14 protein-coding genes are annotated in these 16,971 nt (G+C 72.4%); 5 read left to right on the forward strand and 9 right to left on the reverse strand.

Going from position 1 to position 16,971, the window contains the following annotated elements; translation table 11 throughout:
• Nucleotides 1–213 precede the first annotated feature (213 nt).
• Nucleotides 214–843, forward strand: coding sequence for a methyltransferase domain-containing protein (locus RMN98_RS07465; protein ID WP_309648178.1), 630 nt, complete (start codon nt 214–216; stop codon nt 841–843).
• A gap of 108 nt (nt 844–951) precedes the next feature.
• Here the strand turns inward: RMN98_RS07465 and RMN98_RS07470 are convergent, their stop codons facing one another.
• The 6 genes from RMN98_RS07470 to RMN98_RS07495 form a co-directional block, all read right to left on the reverse strand.
• Entirely contained in the window at nt 952–1,533 is a 582-nt protein-coding gene (locus tag RMN98_RS07470; protein WP_309648179.1) for a hypothetical protein, read from the reverse strand.
• Nucleotides 1,534–1,651: 118 nt separating this feature from the next.
• Nucleotides 1,652–5,011 (reverse strand): thiol reductant ABC exporter subunit CydD, encoded by a 3,360-nt coding sequence (cydD, locus tag RMN98_RS07475; protein WP_309648180.1) that lies wholly within the window; start codon nt 5,009–5,011, stop codon nt 1,652–1,654.
• Nucleotides 5,008–6,033 carry a cytochrome d ubiquinol oxidase subunit II gene (cydB, locus tag RMN98_RS07480; RefSeq protein WP_309648181.1) on the reverse strand — a complete coding sequence of 342 codons (1,026 nt, stop codon included), beginning with the start codon at nt 6,031–6,033 and terminating at the stop codon, nt 5,008–5,010. The genes cydD and cydB overlap by 4 nt, the downstream gene beginning before the upstream one ends.
• A gap of 17 nt (nt 6,034–6,050) precedes the next feature.
• A complete protein-coding gene (locus RMN98_RS07485; RefSeq protein WP_309648182.1) occupies nt 6,051–7,496 on the reverse strand; it encodes a cytochrome ubiquinol oxidase subunit I in 1,446 nt (481 codons plus the stop codon).
• A 120-nt stretch (nt 7,497–7,616) separates the two neighbouring features.
• The gene (locus RMN98_RS07490) at nt 7,617–8,630 is read right to left on the reverse strand and encodes a nitroreductase/quinone reductase family protein (protein ID WP_309648183.1); all 1,014 of its coding nucleotides are present in this window, start codon (nt 8,628–8,630) and stop codon (nt 7,617–7,619) included.
• A complete protein-coding gene (locus tag RMN98_RS07495) occupies nt 8,627–9,469 on the reverse strand; it encodes a hypothetical protein (RefSeq protein ID WP_309648184.1) in 843 nt (280 codons plus the stop codon). Before RMN98_RS07495 ends, RMN98_RS07490 begins: the two co-directional genes overlap by 4 nt.
• A 164-nt stretch (nt 9,470–9,633) precedes the next feature.
• Between RMN98_RS07495 and RMN98_RS07500 the strand changes: the two genes are divergently transcribed.
• Nucleotides 9,634–10,305, forward strand: a complete 672-nt coding sequence (locus RMN98_RS07500; protein WP_309648185.1) for a response regulator transcription factor — start codon at nt 9,634–9,636, stop codon at nt 10,303–10,305.
• A 61-nt stretch (nt 10,306–10,366) separates the two neighbouring features.
• Nucleotides 10,367–12,106: a GAF domain-containing protein gene (locus RMN98_RS07505; protein WP_309648186.1), complete on the forward strand. Its 1,740-nt coding sequence runs from the start codon at nt 10,367–10,369 to the stop codon at nt 12,104–12,106.
• 15 nt (nt 12,107–12,121) lie between these two features.
• On the opposite strand, the gene RMN98_RS07510 is transcribed toward RMN98_RS07505, so the two are convergent.
• From RMN98_RS07510 to RMN98_RS07520, 3 genes are all read right to left on the reverse strand, one after another.
• Nucleotides 12,122–13,099, reverse strand: a complete 978-nt coding sequence (locus RMN98_RS07510; protein WP_309648187.1) for an SGNH hydrolase domain-containing protein — start codon at nt 13,097–13,099, stop codon at nt 12,122–12,124.
• 30 nt (nt 13,100–13,129) lie between these two features.
• Complete coding sequence (locus RMN98_RS07515; protein WP_309648188.1) at nt 13,130–13,984, reverse strand: hypothetical protein; 855 nt, start codon at nt 13,982–13,984, stop codon at nt 13,130–13,132.
• An 86-nt stretch (nt 13,985–14,070) separates the two neighbouring features.
• A complete protein-coding gene (locus tag RMN98_RS07520) occupies nt 14,071–15,522 on the reverse strand; it encodes an SDR family NAD(P)-dependent oxidoreductase (RefSeq protein ID WP_309648189.1) in 1,452 nt (483 codons plus the stop codon).
• 115 nt (nt 15,523–15,637) lie between these two features.
• Here RMN98_RS07520 and RMN98_RS07525 point away from each other — a divergent pair, with 115 nt between their 5' ends.
• Both RMN98_RS07525 and RMN98_RS07530 read left to right on the forward strand, forming a co-directional pair.
• Entirely contained in the window at nt 15,638–16,099 is a 462-nt protein-coding gene (locus RMN98_RS07525) for a DUF5994 family protein (RefSeq protein ID WP_309648190.1), read from the forward strand.
• A 142-nt stretch (nt 16,100–16,241) separates the two neighbouring features.
• Nucleotides 16,242–16,971: hypothetical protein (locus RMN98_RS07530; protein ID WP_309648191.1), on the forward strand; the 730-nt coding region annotated here is incomplete at its 3' end.

A 16,971-nucleotide genomic window follows, 5' to 3' on the forward strand; every position in this document is an offset into this window, starting at 1 on the left:
GGCGCCATCCGGGGGCGCGGATCCTCCTCGGAGCAGCCGGCCAGGAGCAGACCGACGACGGCACCGACGGCGACAGCATGCACGACACGGCTCACGAGACAGGCCCTTCCCGAGACTTCCACGCCCGACCTCGAGGCGCGATGCAGCCGAACCTACCCACGATCGCCACCCCTGAACAGACCCCACCGAGCACCTGTGGACGACACTCGACCCATGCACCAGATCGCCACGTCCTACGACGCGATGGCCGAGGTTTACGCCGAGCGGTTCGGTGACGTCGAGCTCCAGCACCCCCTCGACCGGGCCGTCTTCAGCGGCTTCGCCGGCCTGCTCGAACGTGACGGCGCGACCGCGACCGCGGTTGCGGATCTCGGGTGCGGGCCGGGGCACTGGTCGGCCGAGCTGGCGTCCTACGGCTTCGACGTGGTCGGGATCGACGGCTCGGCCGGGCTCCTGGCGATCGCCCGCAGCCGCCACCCCGAGGTCACCTTCGAGCAGGGCGACCTGGGAGCGCTGGCGCTCGACGACCGTAGCCTGGACGGTGCGGTCGCGTGGTTCTCGCTGATCCACACCGAGCCGGCAGCACTCGACCGGCTCCTGCGCGAGCTGGCGCGGGTGCTGCGGCCCGGCGGACTGCTGCTGACCGGCTTCCAGGTGGGTGACGGGACCGAGCCCGAGGCCTTCGACCACCGCGTCGTCCGGGCGTGGCGCTGGCCCGTCGACACCTTGTCCCGTCGGCTGGCGGCGGCCGGGCTGACGGAGGTGGCGCGAGGCGTCCGGCAGCCGGCGGAGGGCGAGCGCCTCCCGGGTGGGCACCTCGTGTCGCAGCGGACGGATGCCTGAAGCGCAGGAGCACGGCCTGCACGCACAAGCACGCACATGCACGTCCGGCCCGCTCCCAGGCAAAGGGGCGGGCCGGACGTGCGGTGCGATCGAGGGACCGGCGCAGGATCAGCGCAGGACCGGGTGCTTCTTGACGATGTCGAGCGAGGACCAGAGGCGACCGAGGCCGAAGGTGTTGCCTGCGCCGAGGGCGGCGAGGGCGACCAGGCTGATGGCACCGAGGATGTGGACGTCGATGACCGGGTTGTTCTCCGGAGGCAGGACGACGGTCCACATCATCACGTAGAGCAGGGCGCCCGTGGCTGCTGCGACGCGCATGCCGATGCCGAAGGTGAGGGCGACCCCGATGCCGAGGAGGCCGAGCATGAAGCCCCAGTCGGCGTACCAGGTGCCGGCGATGGCGTTGTAGAAGCCCTTGAAGGGGCCGTCGGCGCCGAAGGCCAGGAAGCCCTCCGTGGGGCTGCCGCCGTTGATCCAGGCGGCGTCGCCGAAGCGGTCGAGCGTCCCGTCCTGGCCGTAGCCGGTGTGGAAGCCTAGAGCGAGCAGCTTGTCGAAGAACGCCCAGAGGAAGGTCACCCCGAACGCGATGCGGAGCACACCCAGCGTCTGCTGAGCCAGGTGCGACTGCACCGGAAGACCCTCGGTGCTCTGGACCGTGGAGCCGGTGCTGGTGCTGTGGATGGTGGTCATGAGGTCTCCTCCTTCGAGGGGCAGTGCCTGGTTGTCGTGATGATGTGTCCAGACTCGCGCGTCGTGGACCCGACGTTCAGAGGAGAAGGGCACCCTGGCCCCGGGACCTTGTGCCCGCTCAGCCCAGGACAGGACGTACGCCGGGGCGCGCGGCCACGGCGGAGTCGTCGAGGCGCACCACGTGGTCGACGAGGTCCAGCCCGACCGGCTCGTGGGTGATCCACACGACGGTGCGAGCATCGGTCGGGTCGAGGATCTCGTGGGCCAGCTCGACCGCGGTGGCGTGGTCGAGGTGGGCGGTCGGCTCGTCGAGGACCAGCACCGCCTGCTCGGCCAGCAGGGAGCGGGCGATCGCCAGCCGTGCGCGCTCACCGCCCGAGACCTGGGCGTGGCCGTCGCCGAGCCACGTGTGCAGGCCGTCGGGGAGGGTGTCGAGCCAGTCGCCGAGCCGTGCCCGGCGCAAGGCCTGCTCGACCTCCGCGTCCGTGGCTCTCGGCCGGGCCAGACGGACGTTCTCCACGACCGTGGAGGCGAAGACGTGCGGGTCGTCGTCGACGAGGCCGACACGTCCGCGCACGTCGTCCAGGGCGAGGTGGGTGTAGGGGGTGCCCCCGAGCCGCAGCTCCCCGTGGACCGGGTCGAGGAAGCGCAGCAGGAGGGCTGCCAGCGTGCTCTTGCCAGATCCGGACGGTCCGGTGACGGCCACACGGGCGCCCAGCCCGAGGTCGAGCGAGAGAGTGGTCAGCGACGGGTGTGAGGGGTCCCAGCCGGCGGAGACGTCCCTCAGCTCGATGGTCGACGAGGTCGGTGGGCGGGTCGCGACCGTGTCACGCACCGCGGGCGTCCCGTGCTCGAGGCGGTGCAGCCGTGCCGCGGCCGCCTGCGTGCGGGCGGCGATCGCACCGGCGTCCACCACGGGAGCGGCCGGCTCGGCCAGCGCGAGGGGGACGAGCACCAGGAGGGCGGCCAGCGGGGCGGTGAGGCGCCCGTCCGCGACGGCGGGGGTGGCCAGCCAGGCCATGGCCGTGACGCCGGCCCCGGCGCTCAGCAGGACAAGGCCGCGCGCGGCCCCCAGCCACACGCTCGCCAGGACGCCGCTGCGGGTCAGTCGGCGCCCGGCTTCGGACACGGCGTCCACCGCGCGGTCCTGGGCCTGCCACATCACCAGCTCCGGCGCGACCTGGACGACCCCGACGACCACGTCGGACAGGTCGCCGCGCAGGGCGACGGCCGTCTTCTCGCGGCGGCCGGCGCCCAGGCGGGCCAGGACGTAGCCGCAGCCGGAGCCGAGGGCGGCCGTGCCGAGCACGACGAGACCGGCCGCTGGCAGCAGCAGCGCCGCGACGCCCGCGGCGAGGGCGACGACACCGACGTGGCTGGCGAGCGGCAGGCGCACGCGCAGGTCACGGTCGACGACCCCGTCGACGTCGTCGACGATGGAGGCCAGGACGTCTCCGCGGCGCCCCAGCCGACCAGGAGTGAGCGGGACGACGGCGTCGTAGACCTGGACGCGTCGCTCGGCCAGCATCCGCAGCGCAGTGTCGTGCGAGCGCAGCCGCTCGGCGTAGCGCAGCACGGGACGGGCCAGGCCGAAGAGCCGCACCCCCACGATCGCCACGAGCAGCGTGAGCACGGGGGGCTGGGTGGAGGCCTGCACGATGAGCCAGCCGGCGGTCGCCGTCAGGGCCACGCCCGAGGCCGAGGCCATGGCACCGAGGACGACGCTGGACCACAGCGACGCGCCGCGCCGCCGTTCGGGCTCGTCGTCCTCTGGTGCAAGGAGGGGCGCAGTGAGGGGCGCAGCGACTGGTGTGGCGTCGGGAGTCGTGACCCGTAGGGCCGCAGGACCGGCCGGGGCGTCCACGCCGGGCGGCAGGAGCTCCAGGACGTGGTCGGCGAGCGCGACGATCGCCGGTCGGTGGGCCACGACGACCACGGCGCCGCTGCGGCCCAGGTCGACGATGGTGTCGGCGATGACCTGCTCGGTCAGCTCGTCGAGGTGGGCCGTGGGCTCGTCGAGGAGCACCCAGGGCCGCCGGGCGAGGACCACGCGGGCCAGGGCGAGACGCGCCCGCTCACCCGCGGACAGGCTTTCGGCGTCCTCCCGCACAGGTGCGCCCAGCTCGCCGGGGAGGTCGCGGACGCGCTCCGCGAGCGCCACCCTGGCCAGCGCCTCCCACAGCTCGTCGTCGGTGGCGTCGGCCCGCGCGAGGCGCAGGTTGTCGGCGACGCTGCCGGAGACGAAGACCGGCCTCTGGGGGAGCCAGGCGACCTGCTCCTGCCAGGCCCGGCCCGAGGCCTCGACCCCACCGGCGCTGACCACGCCGTCGGTGGCCGGGACCAGACCGGCGATCGCGGAGAGCAGGGTCGACTTGCCGCAGCCGGACGGGCCGACCACGACGGTCACCCCGTGGGCGTGCACCACCGCGTCCACGGGGGCGAGGGCCGCGCGGGACCGGCCCGCATAGGTCACCGACAGCCCTTCGAGCACCAGGTGGGTGCCGATCGGCGGCGCTGCCGCGCCGTCGTCGTACGACGTGCCCTCGAGGAGGGTGCCGACGGCGCCGAAGGTCGCCACTCCCTCGGCAGCCGCGTGGAACTCAGCGCCGACCCGTCGCAGCGGCCAGTAGGCCTCGGGGGCGAGCAGCAGCACGAAGAGCGCCGTGCGCAACCCGACGGCGCCGTCGGCAAGCCGCACGCCGACGACGACGGCCACGAGAGCGACGCTGAGGGTGGCCACCAGCTCGAGCACGGCGGACGAGGCGAACGCGAGCCGCAGCGTGGCTTGCGACGCGCGACGGTAGCGGTCGGTGATCTGGGCGATCCGGGCCGACTGGGCGCGGGCGCGCCGGAAGGCGACGAGGGTCGGCAGGCCCTTCATGACGTCCAGGAAGTGACCTGAGAGCGCGGCCATGGCGGCCCACTGCTCCTGGGCACGCTCGCGGGTCGCGAGCCCGACGAGGGCGCCGAAGACGGGGACCAGCGGCAGGGTGAGCGCGACGATCACCGTGCTCCAGAGGTCCTGGGTCGCGATGGCCGCGAGCGTCACCAGTGGCAGGATCCCGGCCAGCACCGCGGCGGGGAGGTAGCGGGTGAGGTAGGGCTCCGCAGCCGCGACGCCTCGGGTGGTCAGGACCGACAGCTCGCCGGTCGACAGGGTGGGCCGTCCGGCGGCCCGCTGGCGCAGGACGGCGGTCACGACCGTGCCACGGAGGTGGTCGGCCACGAGGGCCGCTGCGCGAGCCGCGAGGACGTCGGAGCCCCATGCCGTCAGGGCGCGGGCGCCCACGAGCGCGAGGACCGCCACCACCCAGGGGCCGAGGCGACCGTGGGTGACGACCGCGACCACCAGCCCGGTCACCGCCCAGGCCTGGGCGATGACGAGCAGGCTGGTGAGAACGCCCGCCCCCACGACGCCGGCCAGCGGCCGGCGTGCGGGGGCGAGGACGGGCCGGAGCCGAGAGTCCGTCGGTCTCATCGAGCGCTGGTGGCCGGGGTCGGCGGCTGTGCGGGGATGTGGTCGACGGAGATGCGGCGACGGAACACCCAGTAGGTCCAGGCCTGGTAGGCCAGCACCAGCGGGGTGAAGATCACCGCGACGACCGTCATGATCTTCAGCGTGTAGGCCGTGGCCGCGGCGTTGGTCGTGGTGAGACCGACACCGTCGCTGAGCGTGCTGGGCATGACGTCGGGGAACAGCGCCAGGAACAGCCCGGCCACGCCCAGGCCGATCGCCACGAAGGTGCCGAGGAACGCCCAGCCCTCCCGGCCACCGAGGATGGCGACCAGGCCGCCCACCAGGGCGAGCGCGGCCGCGGTGAAGGCGACGGCCGAGGCGATCGAGCCCGTGGAGATCTGGGTCCAGCCGAGGAAGACGACGGTGATCACCGCCGCGACGACCCCGACGCGAGCCGCCAGCTCGCGCGCCTGATGACGGATGCGGCCGTCGGTCTTGAGCGAGATGAAGACGGCGCCGTGGGTGAGGAACAGCGAGAGGGTGGTCAGTCCGCCCAGCAGGGCGTAGGGGTTGAGCAGGTTGAAGAAGCCGCCGACGTACTCCAGGTCGGCATCGATCGGGACCCCGCGCAGGATGTTGGCGAAGGCCACGCCCCACAGCAGGGCCGGCACGAAGGAGCCGATGATGATCGCCGCGTCCCACCGGGCGCGCCACCGGGCGTCGTCGCGCTTGGCGCGGTACTCGAAGGCGAGGCCGCGCACGATGAGGGCGACCAGGATGAGCAGCAGCGGGAGGTAGAACCCGCTGAAGAGCGTCGCGTACCACTCCGGGAAGGCCGCGAAGGTCGCGCCGCCCGCGACGAGCAGCCAGACCTCGTTGCCGTCCCAGACGGGGCCGATCGTGTTGATGAGGACGCGTCGCTCGGTGTCGTCCTTGGCGAGCACGGGCAGCAGCATCCCGACCCCGAAGTCGAATCCCTCGAGGACGAAGTAGCCGATCCAGAGGACGGCGATCAGGCTGAACCAGACGGTGGTGAGCTCCATGACGATGACTCCGGCTCTCAGTAGGCGAACGCGAGCGGTCGGTCGACGTCACCGTCGGGTTGCTCGGGTGGCAGGTCGTCGGTGCGGATCGGGTCCGCACCGCGGTGGATGTAGGTGAAGAGGAGCTTGAGCTCGACCACGGCGAGGACGGCGTAGACCAGGGTGAGCGTGATCAGCGAGATCATCGCCTCGGTCGCGGACACCGACGGCGAGGTCGCCTGCGCTGTCGTCATCAGGCCGAAGACGGCCCAGGGCTGACGCCCCATCTCGGTGAAGATCCAGCCGAAGGAGTTGGCGAGGAGCGGCATGAGCGGCAGTGCCAGCACCGACCAGGTGAGCAGCCGTCCCCCGGGCGTGCGTCCCTTGCGTGTGGCCATCAGGACCCAGGCCGCGACGGCTGCGGCGAGCAGCCCCAGACCGATCATCAACCGGAAGGACCAGTACGTCACCGGGATCACCGGGGTGTAGTCGCCCTCGGAGTAGTAGGCGGCACCGGGATCGGTGCCGTACGTCGCGACGTACTCCTCGCGCAGGTCGTTGATGCCCCGGACCTCGCCGTCGGTGGTGCCGGTGGCCAGGTAGGACAGGACGCCGGGCAGCTTGATCGCGAACTTCTCGGTCCTGCCGTCGGGGGTGCCGATCGTGAAGACCGAGAAGTCGGCCGGCGCCTCGGTGTCGTAGAGCGCCTCGGCCGCAGCCATCTTCATCGGCTGGACCTCGGTCATGATCTTGCCCTGGAGGTCACCGGTGACGGCGACCGCGAGGCCGGTCACCAGCACCACGGCGGCACCGGTGCGGACGGCGGAGCGGTACATCGAGCGGTCCTCGTCGTTCTCGGCCCTGCGCAAGCTCCAGAAGGCCACCCCGACGACGAACGCGGCGGCCGTCATGTAGGCGGCGAGGACCGTGTGCGGGAAGGTGACGAGCTGGACCTTGTTGAACATCACGGCGGCGAAGTCGGTCATCTCCGCGCGCCCGGTCGCCGGGTTGTACTCGAAGCCGACGGGGTTCTGCATGAACGAGTTGGCGGCCAGGATGAAGTAGGCCGAGAACAGGGTGCCGAGGTGCACGATCCACATCGTCGCCGCGTGCAGCTTGGCCGGCAGGCGGTCCCAACCGAAGATCCACAGACCCAGGAACGTGGACTCGAGGAAGAACGCGAGCAGGCCCTCGATCGCCAGCGGGGCGCCGAAGACGTCACCCACGAAGCGCGAGTAGTCGCTCCAGTTCATGCCGAACTGGAACTCCTGGACGATGCCGGTCACGACGCCGATGGCGAAGTTGATGAGCAGCAGCTTGCCGAAGAACCTGGTGAGGCGCAGCCAGCGCGGGTTGCGCGTGCGCACCCACGCGGTCTCGTAGCCCGCGACCATGGCCGTCAGCCCGATGCTGATGGGGACGAACAGGAAGTGGTACACGGTCGTGATGCCGAACTGCCATCGCACGATGTCCAACATGTCCACGGGTGATCTCCTGAGCAGGGGGCTGGTGTGCTTACACCCTGGCCGTCCAATCGCCGGGCGAGCACGGGCTCGGGTCCCGACGCGACGGGACGTTGGTCCCGCGACGCTGTGCCGGGACTCTCATGGGTCGACGCGGCGCGTGAGCCTCATGTCGACGACGACCCACGGCGTGCCGGAAGGGACCTGGACCTCGGGTCGTGCGGTGCAGTGCACGCGGTAGGCCTCCAGCCAGCCGGGGTCACCGGGGCGCACCACGTGGGCGCGTGCCGTCAGCCAGATCCCACCGCACAGGACCTCCACGTCGGGCTCCGTCTCGATGTTGCGCCACCACGTCCGACGGCCCGGGTGGTCGACCAGCACCACGAGTCGGCCGTGCGTCGAGGAGGCCAGGACGGGGAGACGGTGCAGCAGTCCGCTCTCGCGACCGATCACCCCCAGACCCACGAGGTGCGCCGGGAGCCGGTCGTGCCAGCGCGACTCCAGCAGCCACAGGGCGAGACGGTCGACCGGACGTGAGCCGGCGAGGGTCGGGAGCACTAGTCCCGTCAGCACGCCGTACGTCGCTCCGGCGAGCGCGCCGCCGGCCGAGACGACCACGGTCTGGGTGATCCAGCCGGCATCACTGCCGGGTGCCACCAGGATGTAGATCGCGATCGGGAGGGACACCGCCCACCCCACGGCACTGGCCAGCGGCCACCTGCGCGCGTGGTGGAACACGGGGCTCAACCGCACGGCCTGGACGAGCCCCAGGAGCCCGCCGACGGCCAGACCCACGGCGACGGCGGCCAGGGTGATGCCGCGCGGAGCCGTGAGGGGCTGGTCCGGTGCCAGGAGCAGCACGCTGCTCAGGAGGGTCGCGGCTGCCGTCGCAGCGACCCAGACGACGCGGTCGCGGGGGGCCAGCCAGACGCGTAGAGCCCGGCCCTGGACCACACCGAGCAGGGTGCCGGCGACCAGGGAGCCGAGCAGGAGCGCTGTCCACGAAGCGCCGGAGGAGGTGGGCCGGTCGGTCCACCGGGCGAGCAGGGCGCCGACCGGCAGGGCGACGGCGCCGGCGCCGGTGGCCAGCAGCAGCCACGGCCGCAGCCGGGGGAGATGGTCGGTCGCCAGCCCGCCGGAGGTCGCCGTGCTCATGGCAGCAGCACGTCGGAGACGTCCCGACGAGTCGTACGACGCAGCTCGCTGCGGCCGATCTGCTGCCAGCCGATGCGCATGACCAGCTGCGGCTCCGCGAGCCCGCCGAGGACCTCACGATGGAGCTCGGAGCGGGTGTCGTCGTCCTCGATCACGCAGCTGAGGGGGACCAGGGAGAGGCCGTCGGCCGTCGCAGCCAGCCACACCTCGCTCAAGGCCTCGCCGGCGCTCAGCCAGGCTCGGGGGTCGTCCCGCTCGGTCAGCAGCACCAGCAGGCCGTCGGACCCCTGGACGTGCTCCCCGCTCGGGGCGCTGCATCGCTCCTGGCGGTCCAGTGCCCGGTTGACGAGCAGCTCGACGCGCAGCCGCGAGCTGATGTCGACCAGCGGCAGGACCTGCGCGCCGGGTGCCGACGACGAGCCCGCCAGCGCCGCCAGGAGCTCGTCCGGGACCGGCCACGCCGTGAAGCGACGGCGATCGGTGCAGCGCTGGGCGAGGGTGTCGAGCTCGGCGGCCGCTGCCGCGCTCGGCTCGCCCGTGCTCAGGTGGAGCGTCGCCAGGTGGCTCGGCCGGTCGAGGTCGGGGGCGTACTCCACCTCGGCCGGGAGGCCGAGGGCCGCGGCCGCCACACGTGCGTGGTGCAGCGCCGCGCCGCAGCTGAGGGTCAGCTCCCGGCCGCGGGGGTCGGTGCGGGGGAGCCGGCGAGAGGGATCGGCGTGCAGCTCGATCCGGTCCTCGCCCAGGGCCCACAGCCAGGGCTGGGAGTTGTGCACGCTCGGGGCAGCACAGGCCAGCTCGACGATGCGTCGGGTCTCGACGATCGATCGGGTGCCGGCCATGGGGTCCTCCGTCGTGGCTCACGTCCGGGTAGCAGGTGTCGCCCCATGACGTGTCGTGCTCCCAGGGTCGCGCTGTCCGCGTCAGGACCCCAGGGACGAAGGTCCTCCCGGTCCGGGGCAACAGGCCCCCGACGAGCCGGGTGGGAGAGCCCTACAGTGAGGACATGACCGAGGAAACCAGCGGTGAGACCGCGCGCGCCACCCCCATCAAGGTCTTCCTCCTGGACGACCACGAGATCGTCCGGCGCGGCATCAAGGACCTGCTGGAGAGCCAGGGCGACATCGTGGTGGTGGGGGAGTCCGGCTCGGCCGTCGAGGCCGCCGCCCGGATCCCGGCGCTCCGCCCCGACGTGGCCATCCTCGACGGCCGCCTCCCCGACGGCACCGGCATCGACGTGTGCCGCGAGGTCCGCTCCGTCGACCCGAGCATCCACGCGCTGATCCTGACGTCCTACGACGACGACGAGGCACTCTTCTCCGCCATCATGGCCGGGGCAGCCGGCTACGTCCTCAAGCAGGTGCGGGGCCACGACCTCATCGACACCGTGCGTCGTGTCGCAGCCGGCCAGTCCATGCTCGACCCGGCCGTCACCGCCCAGGTCCTGGAGCGCGTGCGCCGAGGCCCCCAGGTCGACCCCAGCATCCAGCAGCTCACCCCCCAGGAGCAGCGCATCCTGGAGCTGATCGGCGAGGGCATGACCAACCGCCAGATCGGTGCCACGCTCTTCCTGGCCGAGAAGACGGTGAAGAACTACGTCTCCTCGATGCTCGCCAAGCTCGGTCTCAGCAGCCGCACCCAGGCAGCGATCTTCGCGACCAAGCACGCCCAGCCCTGACCGCCTCCTCGGAAAGCCGGTGCGCCCGACACGACGAGCGCGGTTGCCCTAGGGTCGACCCATGAGCGTCGTGGCGGGAGGCGCGGAGCCGGGGGAGCCCGTGCCCGCGGGTTCCCCGGCCCTGTCCGACACCGGCTTCGACGACCTGCTCCGCGAGGTCCTCAACCGGGTGCACGGGGTCCTCGACGAGCAGGCGCGCTGGCAGCTGCTGCTGGACGCGGTCGTCACCATGGCCGCCGACCTCTCGCTCGACGGGCTCCTCAGCCGCATCGTGCGGATCGCCGGGGACCTCGCGGGCGCTCAGTACGCCGCGCTGGGAGTGCTCGGCGACGGCCCCGACCGACGGCTGCGGCTCTTCGTGACGCACGGCGCCACCGACGCGCAGATCCAGGAGATCGGTGACCTGCCTACGGGGCATGGTCTGCTGGGGCTGATCATCGACCGCCCGGAGCCGCTGCGGCTGCACGACATCGCCGAGCACCCGGCCTCCTACGGCTTCCCGGAGAACCACCCGCCGATGCGCTCCTTCCTCGGGGTGCCGGTGCGCATCCGCGACAAGGTCTTCGGCAACCTCTACCTCACCGAGAAGCTCGGCGGCGGTGACTTCACCGCCCAGGACGAGGAGATCGTCGTGGCCCTCGCGGCCGCCGCGGGCGTGGCCCTGGAGAACGCGCGTCTCCACGAGGAGGCGGCGCTGCGCCAGCGCTGGCTCGCCGCCACCGCCGAGATCGCGGCCCTCCTCGCTGCGGCAGCCCCGGGTCCGGAGTCCCTGCAGCTGGTCGCGGACCGGGCCCGCGCCGTCTCGGGAGCCGACGTGGCGTGGATCGTGGCCGGCGCCGACGTCGACAGCCTCGAGCTCCAGGTGGTCTCCGGCGCGACCGGTGACCCGGTCGCGATGAGCGGGCTGTCCCTGCAGAGCTCGCTGGCCGGCCACGTGGTGCGTACGGGCGTGCCCATCTCCGTCGAGGACATGGCGCTCGACCCGCGCGCCGTCGACGTCACCGGGTTGCTGGGTTGGCCCGCCGTCGGACCGGCCATCGTCGTGCCGCTGCGCAGCACCGAGACCATGGAGGGTGCCCTGGCGCTCGGCTGGACGCGCGAGCGGCGATCGGGTCACCTCGCACTCGACCCGACCTTGCCGGCCACCTTCGCCGAGCAGGCGACGCTGGCGCTCCAGGTGGCCCGGGGCCGGGAGGACCAGCAGCGGCTCGCCCTCTTCGAGGACCGCGACCGGATCGGGCGCGACCTGCACGACCTGGTGATCCAACGCCTCTTCGCGATCGGGCTCAGCCTCGAGAGCGCCACCCCGCTGGCGGACCGCCCCGAGGTGCGGAGCCGGCTCAGCACGGCCGTGGACGACCTGGACGCCACCATCAAGGACATCCGCCGCTCGATCTTCGCGCTCAGCGCGCTCGACGAGGCCACCGACGTGCAGGCCGAGGTGACTCGCATCGTCGACCGGGCTGCGGCGACGCTCACCTTCACCCCGTCGTTGCGCTTCGAGGGGCCGGTGCGCACCCGGATCGCGACCCACGTGGTGCCGGACGTGCTGGCCGTGCTCGGCGAGTCGCTGTCCAACGCCGCTCGGCACGCGGGCGCCAGCAAGGTGGAGGTCCTTCTCAGCGCCGTCGACGACGTGCTGCTGGTCGTGCAAGACGACGGCCGTGGCGTGCCCACCGACGTGACCGAGAGCGGCCTGTCCAACATGCGGCAGCGCGCCGAACGGCTGGGCGGTCGCTGCACGATCACGCCGTCACCCGGCGGTGGCACCACGGTGGAGTGGTCGGTCCCGATGGGCTGAGCCCGTCGGCCGTCCTCAGCGCAGGGCGCGCATCGACGGGGTGAAGAAGCGGGTCAGCGTGTCGGTGCGCGTGGCGCTGAGGTGCAGGTCGTCGTAGAAGGTGTGGATGCCGTCCTGGATCCCGCGGCACATGAGCTGCCCGCAGTAGGCGCTGTTGACGTCGATGAGCCGGGGCGTGCCCGCCAGGTCCTGCATCCTCTCGCGGAGCCAGGTCTCCGTCTCGTCCTCGTCGTAGATCGCGCGGGCGCGCAGCACGTCGCAGGAGTAGGGCTCCTCACCCGCAGCGCAGGGGAGCGTCAGACGGGGCACCGTCGCGGTCTGACCGATCACGTCGACGTCCACGCCGACCCTGCCCAGGGCCGGGAAGAGCGCGGCAGCGCTCGACTGGAAGAGCTCGACCTTGCCCTGCGTCGTCTCGTCGTAGCCGAAGAGCGGGGCGAGCGGCCCGATGGTGCTCTCCCGGGCGGCCCGGCGGTAGCCGGCCCAGTGGGAGCCGAGCAGGACCCGGACGTCCTGGTCACCGCGCTGCAGACGCATGACGTACTTCATCGCCAGGTAGTTGTTGGTCGCGCACGACTTGGGGTTGCGCGGCGCCCGGTCGATCGGCACCTTCACCGGGGGACAGCCACCCAGGACGAACGCCGTGAGGTTGGCGCCTCTCGCGATCGCCGCGTTGCGCACGGCCGGGATGTACTGCCAGGCGTGCGAGTCGCCCCACAGGACGACCGTGGGGCGCTTGGCGCGATAGGGCGTGAGGTGGCAGGCGACCGGCACCGGCGGGATGATCGCGTAGCGGATGCACTCCTGGGGGAGCGTCGGGACGTCCTGGCTGGGCTCGACCTCGGCCGCGACCGGAGCGGCGGGGGCCATCGCCGCGCTCAGGACGGAGGGTGCCTGGAGGACGATCGTCGCGAGGACGGCGAGGACGAGGGCGAGGGCGACCCTCGTCCGGGCGCGGCTCGGGACGGGGCCGGTGGGGTTCCGAGGGTCCATGTCAGGGTCAACGTCGCAGAGGGCCTCGGGTCACGCGCAGTTGTCGCACACCCCGGTGGCGGGCAGCTGGAGGTAGCACACGGGGCACTTGGCGATCTCGCGCTCCTGGTGGCGGATCTTGCGCTCGCGACCGCGGGTCGCGGCCAGCTTGTCGGACAGCGCAGGCACGCCCCCGCCCTCCGGGAGGTCGGCGGCGTCGAAGTGCCGGTGCGCCTTGAGGCGCTCCTTGGCGGCGTGGTCGTCGGCGTCGTCGGGAGCCGTGCCCGTCGCAGCCAGGACGGCCGGACCGTAGGCGCTGCTGACGCTGCCGTCGGCGGTGATGCAGAAGGCGGCGAGCAGCGGCTCGTCGCGCTTCTCGCACTCGGCGGCGACGCGGGTGAGCACGTCACCGATCCAGTAGTGGGGCATCTGCTTGGTGCGGATACCCGTGAGGTTCTGCACCTGGGTGGCGAGCTCCTTGTGCGTGATCAGCGCGTGGTAGCGGCCGGCGACCTCGATGAGCACGCCTCGGGCGGCCTCGGCCCAGGCATCGCGGGCCTCCTCGGCGCCGACGTCCGCGACGTCGCGCCACTCGCCCGTAGCGGGGTCGACGGCCAGGGCGGTCGTGTCGACGTACGTCGTCTCGAACTCGAGGGCCTGGAGGATCTCGGCCACCTGGTGCTTGCCGTTGCCGAGGCGACGGCGCGAGGCTGCGGTGCCGGTGGCGTGCTTGTAGGCCACGCCCAGGATCGCGGTCGCGTCGTAGGTCGCGTCCTCGTGGTGCAGGAGGAACTCCGAGGTCTTGCCGAAGCCGTAGACGGTCAAGAAGGCGTCCGCACCCCGCTCGTCGTGCTCCGCGATGGCGCTCAGGACATGGTCACGGGTCACAACGTCGAAGTCAGTCACCTGATGACACTAGGGCTTCGTCGACCGATCCTCTGCTTCGGGGACCGTGCTGGGCGCCGTGAGCGTCGTCACCTACGTCACCTGCGTCACCAGGGACTGGGGCGGTAGTCCTTCACGAAGCAGCCGTAGAGGTCCTCGCCGGACTCGCCGAGCACGATGGGGTCGTAGACCCGCGCCGCGCCGTCGACGAGGTCGAGCGGGGCGTGCCACCCCTCGGCGGCGATGCGCAGCTTGTCCTGGTGGGGACGCTCGTCGGTGATCCACCCGGTGTCGACCGCCGTCATCAGGATCCGGTCGGTCTCGAACATCTCCTCGGCGCTGGTGCGGGTCAGCATGTTGAGCGCAGCCTTCGCCATGTTGGTGTGCGGGTGCCCGGCGCCCTTGTAGCGGCGGGAGAACTGGCCCTCCATGGCGGAGACGTTGACGACGTAGCGGCGGCGCGCCTCGGCCGCACGCATCGCCGGCCGGAGCCGTGAGATGAGCAGGAACGGGGCGATCGAGTTGCAGAGCTGGACCTCGAGGAGCTCGAGGGGGTCGACCTCCTCGACCTTCTGGGTCCACGAGTTGACCTGCTGGAGGTCCGGCAGCAGCCCACCGGCGTCCACCGCCGTGCCGGCGAGGTGGGCCTCCAGCGAGGCGTTGCCGGCGCTGAGGGCGAGCGCGGTCATCGCGGCGGGCGACTCCCCGAGATGGTGGGCCACCGGGTGGTCCTGCAGCGTGCCGGCGATCGAGGCGGGGTGCAGCTCCGAGACCCGGTCGAAGGTCACCAGCTCCGGCAGAGCGAGGTCGGTCGGCAGCGGCGCCAACTCGCCCTCGACCAGCGGGGCGTAGGACCCGGGGGAGCGGCGCACGGTCTGGCAGGCGTTGTTGATGAGGATGTCGAGGGGGCCGGCGGCCGCAACCTCCTCGGTCAGCGAGATCACCTGCGTGGGGTCCCGCAGGTCGATGCCGACGACGGTCAGGCGGTCGATCCAGTCGGCCGCGTCGGGCATCGCGGCGAAACGGCGTACGGCGTCCTTGGGGAACCGCGTCGTGATCGTCGTCGTGGCCCCGTCGCGCAGGAGCCGCAGGGCGATGTACATCCCGATCTTGGCTCGGCCGCCCGTGAGGAGAGCCCGGCGGCCGGTCAGGTCGGTGCGCTGGTCGCGCTTGGTGTGGGAGAACGCGGCGCAGTCCGGGCAGAGCCAGTGGTAGAAAGCGTCGACCAGGGTGTAGTCCTGCTTGCAGATGTAGCAGCCCCGTGGGTTGATCAGCTCGCCGGCGAAGGCCCCCGCGGCCGAGGAGACCAGCGCGATGCCCTCGGTCTCGTCGTCGATCCGCAGGGGTGACCCGGTGGCGGTCAGGGCGGTGACCGCGCGGTCGGCAGCCAGCTCCTCGGCCCGCTTGCGCGCTCGTCGCTCGCTCTTGAGCGCCTTGTACATGTGCGACGCGGCGTGCTTGACCGTCGAGATGTCGGGGTGGTCGCTGGGCAGCTCGTGGAGCTGCTGGAGGACCCTGACCGTGGTGGCGAGGTCGTCAGGATCGATTCCGTGGGACACCGGCAGATCGTACGGCGCGCGAGCGGCTCATCGTGCGGGGCCTACGCTGGAGAGGACCTCGTCGGGCGACGGGCCCATCGCGGGCGCCGCTCCCGGTGGCAGGAAGGCGGACGTCATGACGACGTCACGGACCGGCAGCATCCCCCCAGCAGCGCAGCCGCCCGCTGCCGTCACGGTCACCGGCGCCCACGCGGTGCGCCTGGCCCTGGCCGCCGCCTTCTACTCCGGCCCCCTCGACGGTGCGTGGTGGCCCGGCTCGCGGGACCTGCAGCGCGAGGCGCGCGTGCTGGTCGACGGCTTCCCCTCGGAGCGCGGGCGGGTGCACCGGTTGGTGGTCTCGGCGCCCGACTGGGACCGCACGGGGACGCGCGTCCAGACCCTCCGCGGCCCGATCAGGTTGGGCGTCTTCCCTCGTGACGAGCTGCACGTCGTCGTCCTGACCCTCCACGACGGCACCCGGCTGCGGCTGCTCGTGGTCGCCCCCGCGACCGCGCCCGGCGTGGCCAGGTCGCTCATGGAGCAGGCGAGCGCTGCGGGCAACCGGCGCGACGCGACCACCTTGCTCGCGGCCTCCTGAGGGCCTCTCGGCGCGCGTTCCTCAAGGCGCCCTCAAGGTTCGGCCGGGGAGTCCGCAAGGTTGGCGCTGTCCCCTGGATGGGGGAGAGATGAGGTGTCAGGGTTGATCCATCGACCCGCAACATCCGAGAAATGAGTTCTTCATGCGTCGCACCGCCGCCCTCACCGCCGCCGCCCTGGTCCTGACGGTCCCCTTGCTCGGCATCTCAGCCGCACACGCAGACAAGGGCAGCGACGACAACGACGGCAAGGTCTGCCTGCCGCTCAACTCGGGCAAGATCGACACCAAGGGCGACCCCCAGACGGTCACCGTCAAGGCTCCCGAGGGCAACGTCATCACCGGCTACTGCGTCAAGGCCGGGAGCACCAACCAGGGCAACGGCCCGGAGTACGTCGAGGTCGTCGACCCGGTCCAGTCGATCGTGATCCGGCACAGCACCGGCAAGGCCGTCTCGCACTACTCGTTCTCCTTCGGCAAGCCGGCCGTCACCCCGACGCCCACGCCGACCCCGACGCCCACGCCGACGCCGACGCCCACGCCGACGCCGACGCCCACGCCGACCCCGACGCCGACCCCGACGCCGACCCCCACGCCGACCCCGACGCCCACGCCGACCCCGACGCCCACGCCGACCCCGACGCCCACCCCGACCCCGACGCCGACCCCGACGCCCACCCCGACGCCGACGCCGAGCGGCTCGACGGTCGACGTGACGCTGCAGCCCGCCTCGGGGATCAGCGTCCGGTTGGCCCAGAAGCGCCAGTCCGCGCTCGAGGAGGCGGCCGCCGCCGCTGCCGCGGCCGCGGCGCAGGCAGAAGCCGAGGCACAGGCCCAGGCGGAGGCGGAGGCGGAGGCCCAGGCGGAAGCCGAGG

This window comes from Nocardioides sp. (assembly GCF_031397825.1).
Classification (GTDB): Bacteria; Actinomycetota; Actinomycetes; order Propionibacteriales; family Nocardioidaceae; genus Nocardioides.

Excerpts from the sequence above, each read along its gene's own strand:
- RMN98_RS07465 (WP_309648178.1), top strand. The coding sequence starts at position 214 with ATGCACCAGATCGCCACGTCCTACGACGCGATGGCCGAGGTTTACGCC.
- RMN98_RS07490 (WP_309648183.1), bottom strand. The coding sequence starts at position 8,630 with ATGAGCACGGCGACCTCCGGCGGGCTGGCGACCGACCATCTCCCCCGG.
- cydD (WP_309648180.1), bottom strand. The coding sequence starts at position 5,011 with ATGAGACCGACGGACTCTCGGCTCCGGCCCGTCCTCGCCCCCGCACGC.
- RMN98_RS07525 (WP_309648190.1), top strand. The coding sequence starts at position 15,638 with ATGACGACGTCACGGACCGGCAGCATCCCCCCAGCAGCGCAGCCGCCC.
- RMN98_RS07470 (WP_309648179.1), bottom strand. The coding sequence starts at position 1,533 with ATGACCACCATCCACAGCACCAGCACCGGCTCCACGGTCCAGAGCACC.
- RMN98_RS07510 (WP_309648187.1), bottom strand. The coding sequence starts at position 13,099 with ATGGACCCTCGGAACCCCACCGGCCCCGTCCCGAGCCGCGCCCGGACG.
- RMN98_RS07495 (WP_309648184.1), bottom strand. The coding sequence starts at position 9,469 with ATGGCCGGCACCCGATCGATCGTCGAGACCCGACGCATCGTCGAGCTG.
- cydB (WP_309648181.1), bottom strand. The coding sequence starts at position 6,033 with ATGGAGCTCACCACCGTCTGGTTCAGCCTGATCGCCGTCCTCTGGATC.
- RMN98_RS07500 (WP_309648185.1), top strand. The coding sequence starts at position 9,634 with ATGACCGAGGAAACCAGCGGTGAGACCGCGCGCGCCACCCCCATCAAG.
- RMN98_RS07505 (WP_309648186.1), top strand. The coding sequence starts at position 10,367 with ATGAGCGTCGTGGCGGGAGGCGCGGAGCCGGGGGAGCCCGTGCCCGCG.